The organism is Streptomyces sp. NPDC001410 (genome assembly GCF_042895235.1).
Lineage (GTDB): Bacteria > Actinomycetota > Actinomycetes > Streptomycetales > Streptomycetaceae > Streptomyces.
On sequence record NZ_JBIAWE010000012.1, the window covers coordinates 174,442 to 190,766 of the forward strand.

The following is a 16,325-nucleotide window of genomic DNA, read 5'->3' on the forward strand; positions in this document are numbered from 1 at the left end:
GAAGGAGTAGCTCCGCCCATGCTGTCAGCGACCAGCACCACCCACCGGGCACCCGAGGTCCGGGTCCCCGCCCCGGAAAAGCCCGCCTCCGGGCAGCTCTTCCTCCTGCTCATCGCCGTCTGCACCGCCGTCACGGCCGCCAACATCTACCTCGCGGCTCCGCTGTTCCCCCTGATCGCCCACGACTTCGGCACGGTCCCCTCGGCCGTCACCTGGATCGCCTCGGTCGCCCAGTTCGGCTACGCGGCCGGCCTGCTCTTCTTCGCCCCGCTCGGCGACCGCGTCAACCGGCGCCCGCTGGTCGCCCTGCTCTCGGTGGCCACGGCCGCCGCGCTGGGGCTCGGCGCGGCCGCGCCCGGCACCGCCGCCCTCGCGGTCGCCGTCTTCGTCGCCGCGGCGGCGACCGTCGTCCCGCAGCTGCTCGTCCCGCTGGTCGCCGAGCGGGCCCCCGCCCACCACCGTGCCCGCCATGTCGCGGCGGTCATCGCCGGACTGTTCACCGGCATCGTCGGCGCCCGGGTGGTCGGCGGACTCGCCGGGCAGGCCTTCGGCTGGCGCTGGGTGTTCGCCGGGTCCGGCGCGCTGACCCTCGTCCTGGGTCTGGCCACGGCGCTGGCCCTGCCGTCCGAGCGGCGCCCCCGCACGGGAGCGCTGTTCTCGGGCATCGCCGAGCTGCCCGGACTCGTCCGCCGCTCGCCCGACCTGTGGCGGGCGTGCATACGCCAGGCCGGGATGTTCGGCGCCTGGAGCGCCCTGTGGACCTCGCTCGCCCTGCTGCTGACCGGCCCGGCGTACGGCCTGTCCACCGCGACCGCCGGTCTGTTCGGCCTGTTCGGTCTCACGGCCACCGCGGTGGCCCCGCTCGCGGGCGGCCTGGTCGACCGCTTCGGCGCCGCGAAGGTCGTACGGTCCTCGTATCTGCTCGCGGCCGTCTCCGTGCCGCTGTTCTGGCTCGGCGGGCAGGTGCTGGCCGCGCTGTTCGTGGCCGCCGTCGCGATCCACGCCGCCCTGGTCGCCTCCCATGTCGCCAACCAGACGCTGGCTCTGACGACCACCTCCGCCCCGGCCACCGCCAACACCGCCTACGTCGTCGCCGGCTTCACCGGGGGCGCCCTCGCCTCGACCCTGGCGGGCCTGGCCTTCAGCCACTGGGGCTGGGGCGGGGTCAGCGCGGTGGCGGGGGTGTGGCTGGTGCTGGGGTGGGCGACCACGGCGGTACGGCGCTGAGGCTCGCGCCTGCCGTACGGCCGCCCACCACTGGTCCGGTCAGAGGCCGGTGACGTCCCCGGTCAGAGGCTGGTGACGTCCAGCTCTCCCTCCGCGTACCGCCGGCGCAGCACCTTCTTGTCGAACTTGCCCACGCTCGTCTTCGGCACCGCCTCGACGATCGTCCAGCGCTCGGGGAGCTGCCACCTGGCGATCTTCCCCTCCTCGGCGAGGAAGGTGCGGAGGGCCTCGAAGTCGACGGAGGAGCCCTCCTTGAGGACGACCGTGGCCAGCGGGCGCTCGCCCCACTTGTCGTCGGGTACGGCGACCACGGCGGCCTCGGCGACATCCGGGTGAGCCATCAGCGCGTTCTCCAGCTCGACCGAGGAGATCCACTCGCCGCCGGACTTGATGACGTCCTTGGCGCGGTCGGTGAGCGTCAGGAAACCCTCGGCGGAGATGGTGCCGACGTCGCCGGTCTTCAGCCAGCCGTCCTCGCTGAACTTGTCGGCGGGGCGCAGCGGTTCGGCGTCGGGGCCGTTGTAGTAGGCACCCGCGATCCAGGGGCCGCGCACCTCCAGCTCGCCCGCCGACTCGCCGTCCCAGGGCAGGCGTTCGCCGCCGGGGCCGGTGAGGCGGGCCTCGACGCTCGCCGGGAAGCGGCCCTGGGTGACGCGGTAGGCGAACTCCTGCTCGGTGCCGACCGCGTGGGCCGGCGGGCGGGCCACCGTGCCGAGCGGGGAGGTCTCCGTCATGCCCCAGGCGTGGCAGACCCGCATGCCGAGCTTGTCGAAGGCCGCCATCAGGGCGGGCGGACAGGCGGCGCCGCCGATGGTGACCTGGCCGAGGGTGGAGACGTCCCGGGGGCGGGCGGTGAGTTCGGCGAGCAGGCCCTGCCAGATGGTGGGGACGGCGGCCGCGTGCGTCGGGCGCTCCCCCTCGATCATCTCGGCGAGCGGGGCGGGCTGCAGGAAGCGGTCGGGCATCAGCAGGTTGACGCCGCTCATGAAGGTGGCGTGCGGCAGGCCCCAGGCGTTGACGTGGAACTGGGGGACCACGACCAGCGAGGTGTCCTGGTCGGTCAGGCCCATCGACTCGGTCATGTTCACCTGCATGGAGTGCAGGAAGATCGAACGGTGGCTGTACACCACGCCCTTGGGGTCGCCGGTCGTGCCGGAGGTGTAGCACATCGCGGCGGCCTGGCGTTCGTCCAGCTCGGGCCAGTCGTAGGCGGTGGGCCGCCCGGCGAGCAGCTCCTCGTACTCGTGCACCCGCGCGGTGGCGCCCTGAAGCGGGGAACGGTCACCGGGGCCCGAGACGACGATGTGCTCCACCGTCGGCAGCTTGGCCAGCAGCGGTGCGATCAGCGGGATCAGCGAGCCGTTGACGATGATCACGCGGTCGGCGGCGTGGTTGACGATCCACACCAGCTGCTCGGCCGGGAGGCGGAGGTTGAGGGTGTGCAGGACCGCGCCCATGGAGGGGATCGCGAAGTAGGCCTCGACGTGCTCGGCGTTGTTCCACATCAGCGTCGCGACCCGGTCGTCGCCCTGGACGCCGAGTTCGTCCCGCAGGGCGTGCGCCAACTGGGCCGCACGGGCGCCGACCTCGGCGTAGGTGCGGCGCTGCGGCTCGCCCTCGCCGGTCCAGGTGCTCACCCTCGACGTTCCATGGACCGTCGCCCCGTGGGTCAGGATCCTCGAGATCAGCAGCGGTACGTCCTGCATGGTGCTCAGCACGGCGTCCTCCATGGCGACATTGCCTACGCGGGAGTAGAGGTTGCGCTGATTCTGCGCACATACCGCGCGGTATGTCACTAGGGGAAGCGAAACTGAGGCCTGGCGAAACTGAGTGCCTAGCGCACCATTCCCAGCTCGGGATCCTCGCGCAGCTTGCTCAGGGCCCGGGAGACCGCCGACTTCACCGTGCCCACCGAGACCCCGAGCACCTCGGCCGTCTGGGCCTCGCTGAGGTCCTCGTAGTACCTGAGGACGACCATCGCCCGCTGCCGCGCGGGCAGCTTGGTGATCGCCCGCCACATGGCGTCGTGCAGCGCCTGCCGCTCGGCCGGGTCGTCCTCGCCGGGTACGGGCTCCGGCTCGGGCAGCTCGTCGCAGACGTACTCGTCCACTCTGCGCTTGCGCCACTGCGAGGTCCGCGTGTTCAGCAGGGCCCGGCGCACATAGCCGTCCAGCGCCCGGTGGTCCTCGATCCGCTCCCACGCCACGTAGGTCTTGGTGAGCGCGGTCTGCAGCAGGTCCTCGGCGTCGCTCGGGTTCGCGGTCAGCGAGCGCGCGGTACGCAGCAGGACCGGCTGGCGGGCCCGCACGTACGAGGAGAACGACGGGTATGCGTGGGTCTGCCGCGCTGGTGCGGCGGCGGCCGAGGCGCTGGTGCAGACGGGTGTGGTCATGGCTCCACGCTAGGAGCGGACCGCACTCCGGCGGATCGGCCCCAGGTCCCGAAGCAGCGTCCCCCTCAGGTTGTAGGGGTGGGGCTGCCTACACCTCCTGAAGGTGGACTGCGGGGTGACCGTCTCTGCGGGTTCACCCCCGAGAACCCTCACCCGTCGGCCGCCAGGACCAGCCCCGACGTCGGCACCCCGGTGCCGGCCGTCACCAGGGTCCGGGCCGCCCCCGGTATCTGGTTCACCGCCGTGCCCCGCAGCTGGCGCACCGCTTCCGCCACGCCGTTCATCCCGTGCAGATAGGCCTCCCCGAGCTGCCCCCCGTGCGTGTTGATCGGCAGCCGATCCTCGGCCACGAGACCAGCCGCCTCCCCCTTCCCGCAGAACCCGAACTCCTCCAGCTGCATCAGCACGAACGGTGTGAAGTGGTCGTACAGGATCCCCACGTCGATGTCGGCCGGGTCCAGTCCCGACGTCCGCCACAGCTGGCGGGCCACCACGCCCATCTCCGGCAGGCCCGTCAGGTCGTCCCGGTAGAAGCTGGTCATCTGCTCCTGCGCCCGGCCGGCGCCCTGGGCGGCCGCCGCGATCACGGCGGGCGGATGCGGCAGGTCCCGGGCCCGCTCCAGGGACGTCACCACCAGGGCCTGGCCGCCGTCGGTCTCCTGACAGCAGTCCAGCAGCCTGAGCGGCTCCACGATCCAGCGGGAGGCGGTGTGGTCGTCGAGGGTGATGGGGCGGCCGTGGAAGTAGGCCGCCGGGTTCGTCGCCGCGTACTTCCGGTCCACCACGGCCACGTGCCCGAACACCTCGGGGGTCAGCCCGTAGGTGTGCAGATACCGCTGGGCCGCCATCGCCACCCAGGAAGCCGGGGTGAGCAGCCCGAACGGCAGCGCCCAGCCGAGTGCCACGCCCTCCGCCGACGGCTCCCGGTGCTGCACGCCCGCGCCGAATCTGCGGCCCGACCGCTCGTTGAAGGCCCGGTAGCAGACCACCACCTCGGCCACGCCGGTCGCCACCGCGAGCGCCGCCTGCTGGACGGTCGCGCAGGCCGCCCCGCCGCCGTAGTGGACGCGGGAGAAGAAGGACAGCTCACCCATCCCGCAGGCCTGGGCCACGGTGATCTCCGGGCTGGTGTCCATCGTGAACGTCACCAGACCGTCCACGTCCGCCGGGGTGAGCCCCGCGTCGTCCAGCGCGGCCCCCACCGCCTCCACCGCAAGCCGCAGCTCACTGCGGCCGGAGTCCTTGGAGAACTCGGTGGCCCCGATGCCGACGATCGCCGCCCGGCCGCCGAGGGAGTCCCGGCTGCGCACGCTCATGACGCGGCCTGCCCGTCCGACGCGTCGGGCGGCGCCGGGACGCTGACCGTCACCGTGCCGGTCACATGCCGACCGATGGCGTTGGCCCCGACCACGCGCACCGTCGCCGTGTCGCCGTCGACCTCCTCGACCCTGCCCGTCAGCACCATCGTGTCCCCCGGATAGTTGGGCGCCCCCAGCCTGATGGCGACCTTGCGGAGCACCGCCGAGGGGCCGAAGTGGTCCGTGATGTACCTGCCGACCAGCCCGTTCGTCGTCAGGATGTTCATGAAGACGTCGGGGGAGCCCTTCCGCCGGGCCAGCTCCGCGTCGTGGTGCACGTCCTGGTAGTCCCGGGAGGCGATCGCCCCGGCCACGATCAGCGTGCGGGTGATCGGGATCTCCAGCGGCGGCAACTCCGCGCCCGCCACCGGCCGCGGTGCCCGCGTCTCACTCCCCATGCGCGATCAACTCCCCCAGTTCCTGCAGCACTTCGGCCCCGCATCCCAGGTGGGCGTCCAGCTGCCGCCCCCACAGGAAGTGCCGGTGCACCGGATGGTCGAGGTCGGCTCCGGCCCCGCCGTGCAGATGCTGGCCGGTGTGGACGACCCGCTGCCCCGCCTCGGAGGCCCACCAGGCGGCGGTCAGCGCGTGCGTGGCGTACGGCAGCCCCGCGTCCCGCCGCCAGGCGGCCTCGTACGCCGTCACCCGTATCGCCTCGGTGTCCATGTGGGCGTCGGCGGCCCGGAGTTGGACGGCCTGCCGGGTGGCGAGCGGGCGCCCGAACTGCTCCCTGGTGTTCGTGTGCGCCACCGCCCGCGCCAGCGAACCGGCGCACACCCCGGCCTGAAGCCCGGCGAAGGCGGTGCGGGCGGTGGCGAGGACGTCGGCACAGGCGTCGGTGCCCGGGCCGCCGAGGGCCTGTCGCGAAAGTCCCGTCGTCCGCCCGAAGGGCGGGCCCGGCGGCGTCCGGTGCGTGCTCTGGGGGTACCCCCTGCTCGCAGAGCTTGGGGGAGTGCCGGGTGCAGCCCATGTACTGGACGTACTTGGGCTTGTGCCCGGTGCGGCGAGTGGGGGTACCCCCTGCTCGAAGAGCTTGGGGGAGCGTGCCGGGCGTCGCCGGGCAGGCGGGACTTTCGCGACAGGCCCTAGGGGTTCCGCCGGGGCACGGTCGAGGGTGAGACGGGCCGCGGACCAGGGCGCCGTCAGCTCCACCGGCGTGATCCCGGTGCCCTCGCCGAGCGGGGCCAGCCACAGCTGCCGGTCGGCGTCGGCGACCAGGACGTGGGTGGCGTCCCGGAGCCAGGGGACGACGGGAACGGAGCCGGTCAGCCCGCCTCGCGCGGCGGCCCGCACACCTCCCTGTGCGGGAAGCGCGCCGGCGACCACCACCGAGCCGTCCTCGATGCCCGGCAGCAGCCGCTCCCGCTGCTCGGGCGTGCCGTGGGAGGCGACCGCCAGGAGGCCGTACACGCATGTCGCCGCATAGGGCACCTGGGCCGTCGTACGCCCCTGTTCCTCCAGGAGCAGCACGAGCCCGAGCAGGCCCAGCTCGGTCACGGCGCCGACCAGGCCGGCCGTGCACAGGGCCTTGAACAGCTCGGGGTCGCTGCCGGTGCCGGCGGCCCTCAGCCGCTCGTGGGTGGCGAGGTCGCCGAAGATCCGTGCGGCCAGGTCACGGGCCTCGGCCTGGGCCTCGGTGGGCGTGAAGTCCATGTCACGCCTCGCCTTCGGTGACCCGGAAGACCGGCAGGACCAGAACGCCCTCCGCGGCGCCCTCGTCCTCGTAGGACATGAACTCCACCCGGACCGGCAGGCCGATGCGCACCTTGTCGTACGGCACCCCCACCACGTTGCTCACCATCCGCACGCCCTCGGCGAGTTCGATCAGGCCGACCGCGTAGGGAGGCTCGAAGGCCGGGAACGACGGGTGGTGCATCACCACGTACGAGTAGACCGTGCCCGCGCCGCTCGCCTCGACCGTGTCCCAGTCCGGGCAGCCGCAGGCATTGCACCCTGGCAGCCAGGGGTGGCGCAGGGTGCCGCAGCCCGTGCAGCGCTGGATCAGGAGCCGGTGTTCGGCCACGCCCTCCCAGAAGCCCGCGTTGTCCCGGTTGACCACCGGGCGGGGGCGCCGGGGGCGCTCGGCCGGGGGTGTGCGGCGGGCCGGGGCGTACTTGAGGATGCGGAAGCGGTGGGTGCCGGCGAGTTCGCCGTCCACCCGTACGTCCATGCGGGTCGTGACGAAGTACCCCGTGCCCAGCTTCGTCGCCTTGCGGTCGGAGACCGACTCGATCACCGCGTCGAAGGTGACCTCGTCGCCCGGGCGCAGGGGCCGTAGATACTCCTGCTCGCAGTCGGTGGCCACCACCGACGTACAGCCCGACTCGTCCAGCAGGGCGAGGAGTTCGTCGTAGGCACCGGTGCGGCCCTCGTGACCGGAGAGGCCGCCCATCGTCCACGCCTGGAGCATGGTGGGCGGGGCTATGGCGTCGGGTCCGCGGTACGCCGGGCTGGTGTCGCCCATCGCCTCGCACCAGTGCCGGATCATCGGCGCGTTCACCGGGTCCCTGCCCACCCCGGCGACGGCGGCCGGCCGGCCCTCGTACGCCTTGAGCCGCCTGTCCACCTCGTCCATCCGCTCGCTCACCTCCGCCCCCTCGTCATCCCGAGCCGCATCGTCGCGACGATCTCCCGCTGCACCTCGCTCACCCCGCCCCCGAACGTGTTGATCTGTGCCGCCCTGTTCAGCCGCTCCAGTTCGCCGCCCTCGAACGCCCCCGGCGATCCCGAGCGGACAAGTCCCGCATCGCCGACGATCTCCTGACACATGCGATACGTCGCGACAGCCGATTCCGTTCCCGCGACCTTCACCGCGCTGGCGTCGCCGGGCTCCAGTCGACCCGCCCCCACGTCCCCCACCAAACGCCAGTTGAGCAGGCGCGATGCCGCCAGCCGGGCATGCACCTCGGCCAGTCGAAAACGCACCCACGGCTCGTCAATGCGGCGCCTGCCGGTCACCTGATCGGGGGTGCGGGCGCCGAGGAGCGCCGCCGTGTAGAACTCCTCGGCCTGCATGCCGATGGCGGCGAGGGCGACCCGTTCGTGGTTGAGCTGGCTGGTGATCAGTGACCAGCCCTCGTTCTCGGCTCCGACCAGGTTCCGGGCGGGGACGCGGACACCGTCGTAGTACGTGGCCGTCGTCGTCTGCCCGCCCACGGTCTCGATCGGTGTCCAGGAGAAGCCCGGGGCGTCCGTGGGGACGAGGAGGAGGGAGATGCCCCGGTGCTTGGGCGCGTCCGGGTCGGTGCGGCAGGCGAGCCAGATCCAGTCGGCGTGCTGGGCGCCCGAGGTGAAGATCTTCTGCCCGTCGATCCGCCAGCCGTCGCCCTCCCGTACGGCCCGGGTCCGCAGCGAGGCGAGGTCGGTGCCGGCGGAGGGCTCGGTGTAGCCGATCGCGAAGACCAGGTCACCGGCGAGGATCCGGGGCAGGAAGTGGGCCTTCTGGCGTTCGCTGCCGTACTTCATCAGCGTGGGCCCGACCGTGTTGAGCGTGACCATGGAGACGGGGGCGCCGGCCCGGTACGCCTCGTCGAAGAACACGAACTGCTCGTCCGCGCCCCGCCCCTGACCGCCGTACTCGACCGGCCAGCCGAGTCCCAGCCAGCCGTCGGCGCCGATGCGGCGCAACAGGGCTCGCCCGTCGGCGGGTTCGCCCGTCCCGGGCATCACGGTCCGGAAGTAGGCGCGGAGTTCGGCGCGCAGCCGCTGCTGCCGCTCGGTGGGGGCGAGGTGCACGGCGGGCCCTCCCGGCCTCGCTTGCCTGACGGGACGGTTTCTGACTGTCCGTCAGATACTGTTCCCTGTCAAGGTCGTCCACCCGGAACCGCGCACCGGGAAACGCCTGCGCGGCGGCACCGAAGCACCGCCGCGCAGACGCGTTACGACCCCGAAGCACACCCCACGAGGACCCTCAGCGAGAGGGGCCCCGCCCCCGGCTCACCACAGGTTGGTGAAGTGGACGGCGACGTTCTCGTTGCCCTGCTGGAGGGCCGTCCATGCGGAGCCCCTGACCTGTGCGGTGTTGCTCTGGTTCGAGGCGCCGGAGCCGACCGCGTTCTGCTGGGTGGTGGACGAGTTTCCGTTGTTGTCGTGGCCGACACCGCTGCCGATGATGCTCGCCACGCCGGCGTTCGATCCGTTGTCCGCGAAGGCGCCGTTGTCCGCGGCAGCGACACCGGTGAAGAGGGCGGCTGCGAGCGGAAGAGCGGAGACGGCGGCGAGAACGCGGGCGGTACGGATGCTTGCCATGTTTGTTCCTCCAGAACAGAACACTCTCGACGCAGAGGCCGAGGGTGCGTCAATTAAGGCTTGCACCAAGGCAGTTGGCCGACCGCCTCGGGTTTTCGTGAACGACGTCGCGCATCCAGAGTTGCCCACCGAATCCCCGGCGAACCACCCCGGAAGGCCCGATTCGCACGCAAGCGTGATGACAAGTCGATAAACCCCTATCGCCATCTTTGGTCATCTCACGCCACAACACGGCACAGACCAGACCTTCACCCATCAAGGACCACAGGAGGCGAATCGTTTCTGCGTATTTCCGGCCAATCTTCTCGGCCCCGGCGCGTCGACGCAGCCCGCTCTTCCCTTTTTCGAACACAAGTACGAATATGGAGGTATGGCCACCACCGACCGGCAGGCCACGACGCTGGCCCTCGCACACGCCCTGTCAGCCGCCGAACGCGGACTGGCCGTCATCCCCCTGTCCCGGACGAAACTCCCGGCCCTGCGCTCCCCGCACCGCGACGCCCCGGAACCGGTGGGGCCGCCCTGTCACGGCGGGTGCGGCCGCTTCGGCCACGGCGTGTACGACGCCTCCACCGACCCGGTCCGCATCCGCGAGCTGTTCGCCGCCGCGCCCTGGGCCACCGGCTACGGCATCGCCTGCGGGCTGCCCCCGCACCACCTCATCGGCGTCGACCTCGACACCAAGTCCGGCACGGACGCTTCGGCCGCACTGCGCGAACTGGCCCTGCGACACCTGTTCACGATCCCCGAGACGGTCGTCGTCCTCACCCCGAGCGGCGGCCGCCACCTGTGGCTGACCGGCCCGCCGGACATCGTCGTCCCCAACTCGGCAAGCCGGCTGGCCCCCGGCATCGACATCCGGGGCGCCGGCGGCTACCTCGTGGGCCCCGGCTCCCGCACCGCCCACGGCGTGTACGCCGCCGCGCCCGGCACCGCGCACCTGGCCCCCGCCGCCTGCCCACCGGCCCTGCTCCGCCTGCTGCTGCCCCCGCCCCGCACCACCCACCCGGCGACCACGACCACCAACGACCACGGCCGCGGCCTGGTCCAGTTCGTCCTGACCGCACACGCGGGCCAGCGCAACACCCGCCTGTTCTGGGCGGCCTGCCGCGCCTTCGAGAACGGGCTCGGTCCCGCCCTGCTCGATCCCCTGGTCGAGGCGGCCGTCCACACCGGCCTGTCCGAACGCGAGGCCCGCGCGACGATCGCGTCGGCGGCCCGGATGACGGGGCATCGGGCCTGAGGCAGGGACACCAGGGCGGGGCCGGGGGTGCCTACGGCGTGTAGACCTGATCCAGCCGGTCGATGGAACCGTCGCCGCCGACCTCGTACTTGAACACCAGGCCGGAGTCGGGGTGTGCCTTGACCCAGTCCATCAGCTCCCCCACGCCGATGCGCTCGTTCGTGCTGCTGCCGGTGATGGGGTTGGTGGCCGTGACGTACGCGGCCTGGTCCATGGCCCAGCGGGCCTCCTCGCCGCTGACGACGAACGGCTTGCCGTCGCTGTCCTTGCCGGCGCATCCCCAGGCGCCGTGCTGGATGACGAGGTTCACCTTGCCGGTGCTGCCCGGGAGTTCCTCGATGCGGTACAGGGCGAACTCGTCGGGGTCGTAGTGGTCCGGGTCCGGCGCCTTGGTGACGCAGTCGGCGGCCGGTGCCGCGGTCTTGCCCGATCCGGTGCCCTTGCCGGCGGGCGTCGCGGCCGCGGTGGCACCCGAACCCGCCGTGCTCCCGCCGCTCTTGCCGGTACCGGTGCCGCTACCAGTGCCCTTGCCGCTTCCCGTGCCGGTGCCGCTGCCCTTGCCGGTGCCGCCTGCCGTGCCGGGCGTCGCCGAACCGGCCGTGGCCCCGGCCTTCGGCGCGTCGGAGGCCCCCGCGGCGGTGTCGTCCCCCTGGCATCCGGTGAGTACGGCGGCCAGCGCGACGGCCGTGAGCGCGACGACAACGGGTCTGAGGCGATGGGCATTCATCTGGGACGTCCCCCCTGTTCACGGGCGGCCCGACCGGCCGCTCCCGGATCGGGACCGTAATGCCCCGCCCCTGCTCACCGCATCGCCGGAACAGCCGGTGTCACGAACTCGGGACGTCGCCGTCACCACGCACGGACCATGTGACGTGCCCAGGCCAGAACCGGAATGCCCCGCCCCTGGGGCAACGGCAACGGCCCCGGACCGGTTCACCCGGTCCAGGGCCGTTCAATTACGCGGTGGGTGTGGGATTTGAACCCACGGTGACATCGCTGCCACGACGGTTTTCAAGACCGTTCCCTTAGGCCGCTCGGGCAACCCACCTCAGCCTCCACCCACCCGGGGGCGGAGCGGGTACAGCGTACCGGGAGCGGGACAGGCCGTGGGGCTCGGTCCGCTCAGGAGCCGACGTCGGCCGATCTTGTGCCTGGCCGGCGGGGCTCTCGCGAGAGGCCGAGCCCCTGCGCGCGCGTGCGGGTCAGCTGTCGCCTGCCCTGGAGCCGAGGGTGAGGTCCACTGTGTGCTCCTGGCCGCCCCGCGTGTAGGTGATCGCCACCTTGTCGCCGGGCTTGTGGGTCCAGATCTCGCCGATCAGGGTCGGGCCGCTGTCGATCACGTTGTCGTCGAGCTTGGTGATGACGTCCCCGGGCTTGAGGCCGGCCTTGTCGGCCGGGCCGCCCGACTCGACCGCGGCGGCGCCCGCCGCGCCCTGGTCGGTGATCTTCGCGCCGTCGGTGGACTCCTCCAGAGAGACGGAGGCGCCGATCTTGGCGTACACCGGCTTGCCGGTCTTGATCAGCTGCTGGGCGACGTACTTGGCCTGGTTGATCGGGATCGCGAAGCCGAGGCCGATCGAACCGGACTGGCCGGAGCCGAATCCGCCGCTGCCGGTGGACTGGATCGCCGAGTTGATCCCGATGACCGAGCCGGAGGCGTTCAGCAGCGGGCCACCCGAGTTGCCGGGGTTGATCGACGCGTCGGTCTGCAGGGCGCTCATGTAGGACGCCTTGCTGGACGAGCTGCCGTCGCTGGAGGCCACGGGGCGGTTCTTGGCGCTGATGATGCCCGTGGTGACCGTGTTGGACAGCCCGAAGGGGGCGCCGATGGCGATGGTCTCGTCGCCGACGGCGACCTTGTCCGAGTCGCCGAGGGTGAGGGGATTGAGGTCGGAGGGGGCGTTCTTGAGCTTGATGACGGCGACGTCGTAGCCCTGCGCGTGGCCGACGATCTCCGCGTCGTACTTCTTGCCGTTCGGGAAGGTGGCCGTGAGCTTGCCGCCGTCCACCGCTTCCGCCACCACGTGGTTGTTGGTGACGATGTGACCCTGCTTGTCGAAGACGAACCCGGTGCCCGTGCCGCCCTCGCCGCTGGTGCTCTCCGCCTCGATGGTGACCGTGCTCGGCAGCGCTCTTGCGGCCACGTTGGCGATCGTGCCGGGCGCGCGCTTGACCTGAGAGGCGCTGCCGTCGGAGGCGGAGACGGTGGTGGAGCCGTTGTTGTCGTTGTCCTTGGCCAGGGTGTAGCCGAGGCCGCCGCCCAGACCACCCGCGACCAGCGCGGCCACCAGGACCGCGGCGACCAGCCCACCGCGCCCGCTGCGGGGCTTGGGGGCGGGCTGCTGGTACGACGCACCCCAGACGGTGCCGGAGCCACCGGAGCCGGCGTCGCCGTAGGCGGGCGTGGCCGGAGGCGGCCAGGAGCCGTCGGGGGCGGGGCCCGGGTAGCCGGCGGGGGGCTGGTGCCCGTCGGGGGCCTGGCCGGGGTAGCCGGCGGGGGGCTGGTGTGCGTCGGTCGGATTCTCGTGGGCCGGTGCGGCCTGCGCCGGGCCCTGCTCGGGCGTGCCCGGGGGCACCGGCGGAAGCTGGGCCGTCGGCGCCCCGTCGGGCACGGGGCCCTGCGGGGAGGCTGCAGGAGATGCCACCGGCACGGGAGGTGCGGACGGCGCCGGGGGTACCGCGTTGCCCTCGTTCTCGGTGCTCACAGCTCTTCTCCTCGATCCACGGCTGTTGTCATAGGTCGCACTCGGTAACGCTCGTTCACGCTGTCGTCGGTCCGTTGCGAACAGCTGTGCATGGTCCTGCGTCGTGCTTGTATGCAGTCAGCTTTTCCCACGGGCCGTCAGAGCACCATAAGCGGTGGCTGTGGGTCCAGGGCCATCCTTTACATGGGACCTTTCTGGCAAAAGTTACATAAAAGGGCATGGCGGGTGCCTCCGTTCGCCGCACGGACGTACCCGCGCCGCCCGCGTACCCCGTGCGGGTGGCACCATGACGCGGTGACCCACGCACCACAGCACCCCATCCAGGTCGTCGCCCACCGGGGGGCCTCCGAGGACGCGCCCGAACACACTCTGGCCGCCTACAAGAAGGCGATCGAGGACGGCGCGGACGCCCTGGAGTGCGACGTACGGCTGACCGCCGACGGCCATCTGGTCTGCGTCCACGACCGGCGGGTGAACCGCACCTCCAACGGCCGCGGGGCCGTCTCCGCCCTGGAGTTGGCCGATCTCGCCGCCCTGGACTTCGGCTCTCGCAAGACGCGTGAGGCCTGGCGCGGACGCGACGAGGAGCCCGACTGGGAGCACCGTCCGGAGGACCCCGCGGACACCTCCGTGCTCACCCTGGAGCGGCTGCTGGAGCTGGTCGCGGACGCCGGGCGGCGGGTGGAACTGGCCATCGAGACCAAGCACCCCACGCGCTGGGCCGGGCAGGTGGAGGAGCGGCTGCTGCTCCTGCTGAAGCGGTTCGGACTGGACGCGCCGGCCTCGGCCGCCGAGTCGCAGGTGCGGATCATGAGCTTCTCGGCGCGCTCGCTGCACCGCGTGCGGGCCGCGGCGCCGACGCTGCCGACGGTCTACCTGGTCCAGTTCCTCTCGCCGCGGCTGCGCGACGGAAGGCTGCCGGCGGGCGTGCGGATCGCCGGCCCCTCGATCCGTATCGTGCGCAACCACCCGGAGTACGTGGAGCGGCTGCAGCGCGCCGGCCACCAGGTCCACGTCTGGACCGTGAACGAGCCCGAGGACGTCGACCTCTGTGTCGAGCTGGGCATCGACGCCATCATCACCAACCGCCCGCGCGCGGTGTTGCAGCGACTGGGCCGCTGAGCGGGGAAGCGGGCCTCAAGAGCCGGGTAAGGACCTGTGCACACCCCTTGACCCGGCCTACCCGGCTCGACCATCCTCCATTCTCGGCCACACCACTGAATTCCAGCCACCTGATGACAGGCCCGTCACAGGGAGTGCTCCGGCGCACTCGCTCCGTATGCGGTCGTTGCGAATGCGTCACCGGAAGAGGATTGGCCGGTTTCCGGTACAGGCCAATGGGGCATCCACACCGTGGCGTGGGGCAAAGGAGGTCTCGGGGGTGGCGTTGGTGGTGGCACAGGAGGTGCCCACGTCGTCGAGCATGGCCGTACCCCATGGCCCTGCGGGCGTGGGGAAGGCGAGACACCGGATGCGTGCGCAATTGCGCAACGGCGGGGTGTCGGAATCGGTCATCGACGACGCCGTACTGATCCTTTCGGAGCTGTTGAGCAACGCCTGCAAACACGGGCGGCCCCTGGGCGACGCTCCGCCCGGGGACGGCGACGTACGCGCCGCGTGGCGGGTGGACGGGCGCGGGCGGCTCACCGTGGAGGTGACGGACGGCGGCGGCCCGACCCGCCCGGCTCCGGCCACCCCGTCGGTCACCGCGCACGGCGGCCGCGGGTTGAACATCATCACGGCTCTGGCCGACGACTGGGGTGTCCGGGACGACATCCACGGCGAGGTGACGGTCTGGGTCGTGGTCAACGAGGACGTCCATGATCCGGATGCCGGGTGCCGCCCCGACGGTTTCGCTACGCGCGTCACCTCCCGCGTGGTTCCGGCCCTGGCCGATCTGGACTTCGCGGACGCGTTCGACGACCTGGACTGAGCGCGGCGGGGACCCGCGGACCCGACCGCCCGAGCCGGGCGGAGGCACGGGAGTTGTCCACAGGTTCACCCCGTCGGCTCGCCCAAGTGTCCGTTGTCCACAGGTTCCCGTCGGCCGTGGCGCGAACGGCTAGGCTCCCGCCCGTACCAGACGCGCCGTAACCGGGAGACCCCACGATGGCCAAGAAGCGACCCCAGACGAAGGCCAAGCCGCAGATCACGGACGGAGAGATCCCGGTTGTCGGCGCCCGAGAGCCCTGCCCCTGCGGCAGCGGCCGGCGCTACAAGGCGTGCCACGGCCGGGCCGCAGCGCACGCCGCGACCGAGCTGGTGCAGCGTCCGTTCGAGGGACTCCCGGGCGAGTGCGACTGGGTGGCGCTGCGCGAGCTGGTGCCGGCCGCCACGGTGGAGCTGACCCTCAGCAGCGGCCTGCCCGAGGACGTCCCGTCGGTCACGCTCGCCACGGTGCTGCCGATGGCCTGGCCCGCGCTGCGCCGCGACGACGGCTCGGTCCTGCTCGGCCTGCAGAACGACACGCCCTCCGGTGACATCAGCCGCGACCTCGCCGACACGCTCCAGCGTGCGCTTCAGGCCGCGCCCGGCACGCCGGTGGAGGGCCGCCGCGCCCCCGCCGGGGGTCCGCGACTGCAGGACCTGCTCGACCCGGAAGGCGCGTTCGAGCCAGTTGTGCACAGCGGCTTCGAGTTCTGGGTGCCGGACGCGGAGAACGCCACCCCGGACGTGGCCGCCTCCCTGGAGCGGGCCAACGCCGCGGCCATCCCGACCGTGAAGCTGTCCGGCGTGGACGCCGCCTACTGGTGCGAGACCCCGGAGAAGAACCACCTGCGCTGGGTCATGCCGCACCCGGAGGAGCAGCTTCTGGACGCTCTCGCCCGGCTGCACGCGGCGGGCCGCTCCAGCCTCGGCGAGGGCACCCGGCTGGTGGGCTCCTTCCGTGCTCACGGCCTCACGGTGCCGGTCTGGGACCTGCCGAGCGGGGTCACGGCCGAGGACGTGGAGAAGCCGGCCGCCGAGTTCGCCGAGCGGCTCGCCGCCGCCCTCGCGGCCACCGAGCCGCTCACGGCCGACGAGCGCCGCGCGCGCGGCGGACTGACCAACCGGCAGGTCACGCTCAGCTGACCGTCCCCGCGGACACGTGTCACGGCTGAACGGTCGGTCAGCCGTGACACCCGGCGCCCGGAACAGGTGACTCCTGTCAC

General features: G+C 72.2%; 15 protein-coding genes and 1 tRNA gene. 5 read left to right on the forward strand and 11 right to left on the reverse strand.

Annotation, left to right across the window (positions count from 1 at the left end):
- The first annotated feature begins 18 nt into the window (after nucleotides 1-18).
- A complete protein-coding gene (locus tag ACFY3C_RS26680) occupies nucleotides 19-1,227 on the forward strand; it encodes an MFS transporter (RefSeq protein ID WP_390772524.1) in 1,209 nt (402 codons plus the stop codon).
- Between the two features lie 62 nt (nucleotides 1,228-1,289).
- Here ACFY3C_RS26680 and ACFY3C_RS26685 read toward each other — a convergent pair whose 3' ends face one another.
- From ACFY3C_RS26685 to ACFY3C_RS26720, 8 genes are all read right to left on the reverse strand, one after another.
- Nucleotides 1,290-2,945: a long-chain fatty acid--CoA ligase gene (locus ACFY3C_RS26685; RefSeq protein WP_386573110.1), complete on the reverse strand. Its 1,656-nt coding sequence runs from the start codon at nucleotides 2,943-2,945 to the stop codon at nucleotides 1,290-1,292.
- A 116-nt stretch (nucleotides 2,946-3,061) separates the two neighbouring features.
- Nucleotides 3,062-3,619: a SigE family RNA polymerase sigma factor gene (locus tag ACFY3C_RS26690; protein ID WP_386572528.1), complete on the reverse strand. Its 558-nt coding sequence runs from the start codon at nucleotides 3,617-3,619 to the stop codon at nucleotides 3,062-3,064.
- Nucleotides 3,620-3,768: 149 nt separating this feature from the next.
- Nucleotides 3,769-4,935, reverse strand: coding sequence for a lipid-transfer protein (locus tag ACFY3C_RS26695; RefSeq protein WP_390772525.1), 1,167 nt, complete (start codon nucleotides 4,933-4,935; stop codon nucleotides 3,769-3,771).
- Entirely contained in the window at nucleotides 4,932-5,375 is a 444-nt protein-coding gene (locus ACFY3C_RS26700; protein ID WP_386572532.1) for a MaoC family dehydratase, read from the reverse strand. The genes ACFY3C_RS26695 and ACFY3C_RS26700 overlap by 4 nt, the downstream gene beginning before the upstream one ends.
- On the reverse strand, nucleotides 5,365-6,630 hold the full coding sequence (locus tag ACFY3C_RS26705) for an acyl-CoA dehydrogenase family protein (RefSeq protein WP_386572534.1): 1,266 nt from the start codon (nucleotides 6,628-6,630) through the stop codon (nucleotides 5,365-5,367). Before ACFY3C_RS26705 ends, ACFY3C_RS26700 begins: the two co-directional genes overlap by 11 nt.
- Nucleotide 6,631: 1 nt before the next feature.
- The gene (locus ACFY3C_RS26710; protein ID WP_390772599.1) at nucleotides 6,632-7,552 is read right to left on the reverse strand and encodes a bifunctional MaoC family dehydratase N-terminal/OB-fold nucleic acid binding domain-containing protein; all 921 of its coding nucleotides are present in this window, start codon (nucleotides 7,550-7,552) and stop codon (nucleotides 6,632-6,634) included.
- 8 nt (nucleotides 7,553-7,560) lie between these two features.
- Entirely contained in the window at nucleotides 7,561-8,712 is a 1,152-nt protein-coding gene (locus tag ACFY3C_RS26715) for an acyl-CoA dehydrogenase family protein (protein ID WP_390772526.1), read from the reverse strand.
- A gap of 201 nt (nucleotides 8,713-8,913) precedes the next feature.
- On the reverse strand, nucleotides 8,914-9,225 hold the full coding sequence (locus ACFY3C_RS26720) for a hypothetical protein (protein WP_386572538.1): 312 nt from the start codon (nucleotides 9,223-9,225) through the stop codon (nucleotides 8,914-8,916).
- A gap of 370 nt (nucleotides 9,226-9,595) precedes the next feature.
- Here ACFY3C_RS26720 and ACFY3C_RS26725 point away from each other — a divergent pair, with 370 nt between their 5' ends.
- The gene (locus tag ACFY3C_RS26725; RefSeq protein ID WP_390772527.1) at nucleotides 9,596-10,468 is read left to right on the forward strand and encodes a bifunctional DNA primase/polymerase; all 873 of its coding nucleotides are present in this window, start codon (nucleotides 9,596-9,598) and stop codon (nucleotides 10,466-10,468) included.
- A 31-nt stretch (nucleotides 10,469-10,499) separates the two neighbouring features.
- Here the strand turns inward: ACFY3C_RS26725 and ACFY3C_RS26730 are convergent, their stop codons facing one another.
- The 3 genes from ACFY3C_RS26730 to ACFY3C_RS26740 all read right to left on the reverse strand — a co-directional run bounded on the left by ACFY3C_RS26730 (nucleotide 10,500) and on the right by ACFY3C_RS26740 (nucleotide 13,173).
- Nucleotides 10,500-11,195: a hypothetical protein gene (locus ACFY3C_RS26730; protein ID WP_386572541.1), complete on the reverse strand. Its 696-nt coding sequence runs from the start codon at nucleotides 11,193-11,195 to the stop codon at nucleotides 10,500-10,502.
- A 234-nt stretch (nucleotides 11,196-11,429) separates the two neighbouring features.
- Nucleotides 11,430-11,516: transfer RNA gene (locus ACFY3C_RS26735), tRNA-Ser, on the reverse strand.
- A 154-nt stretch (nucleotides 11,517-11,670) separates the two neighbouring features.
- The gene (locus tag ACFY3C_RS26740; protein ID WP_386572542.1) at nucleotides 11,671-13,173 is read right to left on the reverse strand and encodes a trypsin-like peptidase domain-containing protein; all 1,503 of its coding nucleotides are present in this window, start codon (nucleotides 13,171-13,173) and stop codon (nucleotides 11,671-11,673) included.
- Between the two features lie 294 nt (nucleotides 13,174-13,467).
- Here ACFY3C_RS26740 and ACFY3C_RS26745 point away from each other — a divergent pair, with 294 nt between their 5' ends.
- From ACFY3C_RS26745 to ACFY3C_RS26755, 3 genes are all read left to right on the forward strand, one after another.
- Entirely contained in the window at nucleotides 13,468-14,295 is an 828-nt protein-coding gene (locus ACFY3C_RS26745; protein ID WP_386572543.1) for a glycerophosphodiester phosphodiesterase, read from the forward strand.
- A 172-nt stretch (nucleotides 14,296-14,467) separates the two neighbouring features.
- On the forward strand, nucleotides 14,468-15,106 hold the full coding sequence (locus ACFY3C_RS26750) for an ATP-binding protein (RefSeq protein WP_390772528.1): 639 nt from the start codon (nucleotides 14,468-14,470) through the stop codon (nucleotides 15,104-15,106).
- A gap of 176 nt (nucleotides 15,107-15,282) precedes the next feature.
- Complete coding sequence (locus tag ACFY3C_RS26755; protein ID WP_386572545.1) at nucleotides 15,283-16,245, forward strand: DUF5926 family protein; 963 nt, start codon at nucleotides 15,283-15,285, stop codon at nucleotides 16,243-16,245.
- Nucleotides 16,246-16,325: the final 80 nt, after the last annotated feature.

What these genes read in the sequence shown, in the direction of transcription:
- ACFY3C_RS26680 (WP_390772524.1), top strand. Translation starts at nt 19, where the DNA reads ATGCTGTCAGCGACCAGCACCACCCACCGGGCACCCGAGGTCCGGGTC.
- ACFY3C_RS26690 (WP_386572528.1), bottom strand. Translation starts at nt 3,619, where the DNA reads ATGACCACACCCGTCTGCACCAGCGCCTCGGCCGCCGCCGCACCAGCG.
- ACFY3C_RS26695 (WP_390772525.1), bottom strand. Translation starts at nt 4,935, where the DNA reads ATGAGCGTGCGCAGCCGGGACTCCCTCGGCGGCCGGGCGGCGATCGTC.
- ACFY3C_RS26700 (WP_386572532.1), bottom strand. Translation starts at nt 5,375, where the DNA reads ATGGGGAGTGAGACGCGGGCACCGCGGCCGGTGGCGGGCGCGGAGTTG.
- ACFY3C_RS26705 (WP_386572534.1), bottom strand. Translation starts at nt 6,630, where the DNA reads ATGGACTTCACGCCCACCGAGGCCCAGGCCGAGGCCCGTGACCTGGCC.
- ACFY3C_RS26710 (WP_390772599.1), bottom strand. Translation starts at nt 7,552, where the DNA reads ATGGACGAGGTGGACAGGCGGCTCAAGGCGTACGAGGGCCGGCCGGCC.
- ACFY3C_RS26720 (WP_386572538.1), bottom strand. Translation starts at nt 9,225, where the DNA reads ATGGCAAGCATCCGTACCGCCCGCGTTCTCGCCGCCGTCTCCGCTCTT.
- ACFY3C_RS26725 (WP_390772527.1), top strand. Translation starts at nt 9,596, where the DNA reads ATGGCCACCACCGACCGGCAGGCCACGACGCTGGCCCTCGCACACGCC.
- ACFY3C_RS26730 (WP_386572541.1), bottom strand. Translation starts at nt 11,195, where the DNA reads ATGAATGCCCATCGCCTCAGACCCGTTGTCGTCGCGCTCACGGCCGTC.
- ACFY3C_RS26750 (WP_390772528.1), top strand. Translation starts at nt 14,468, where the DNA reads ATGCGTCACCGGAAGAGGATTGGCCGGTTTCCGGTACAGGCCAATGGG.
- ACFY3C_RS26755 (WP_386572545.1), top strand. Translation starts at nt 15,283, where the DNA reads ATGGCCAAGAAGCGACCCCAGACGAAGGCCAAGCCGCAGATCACGGAC.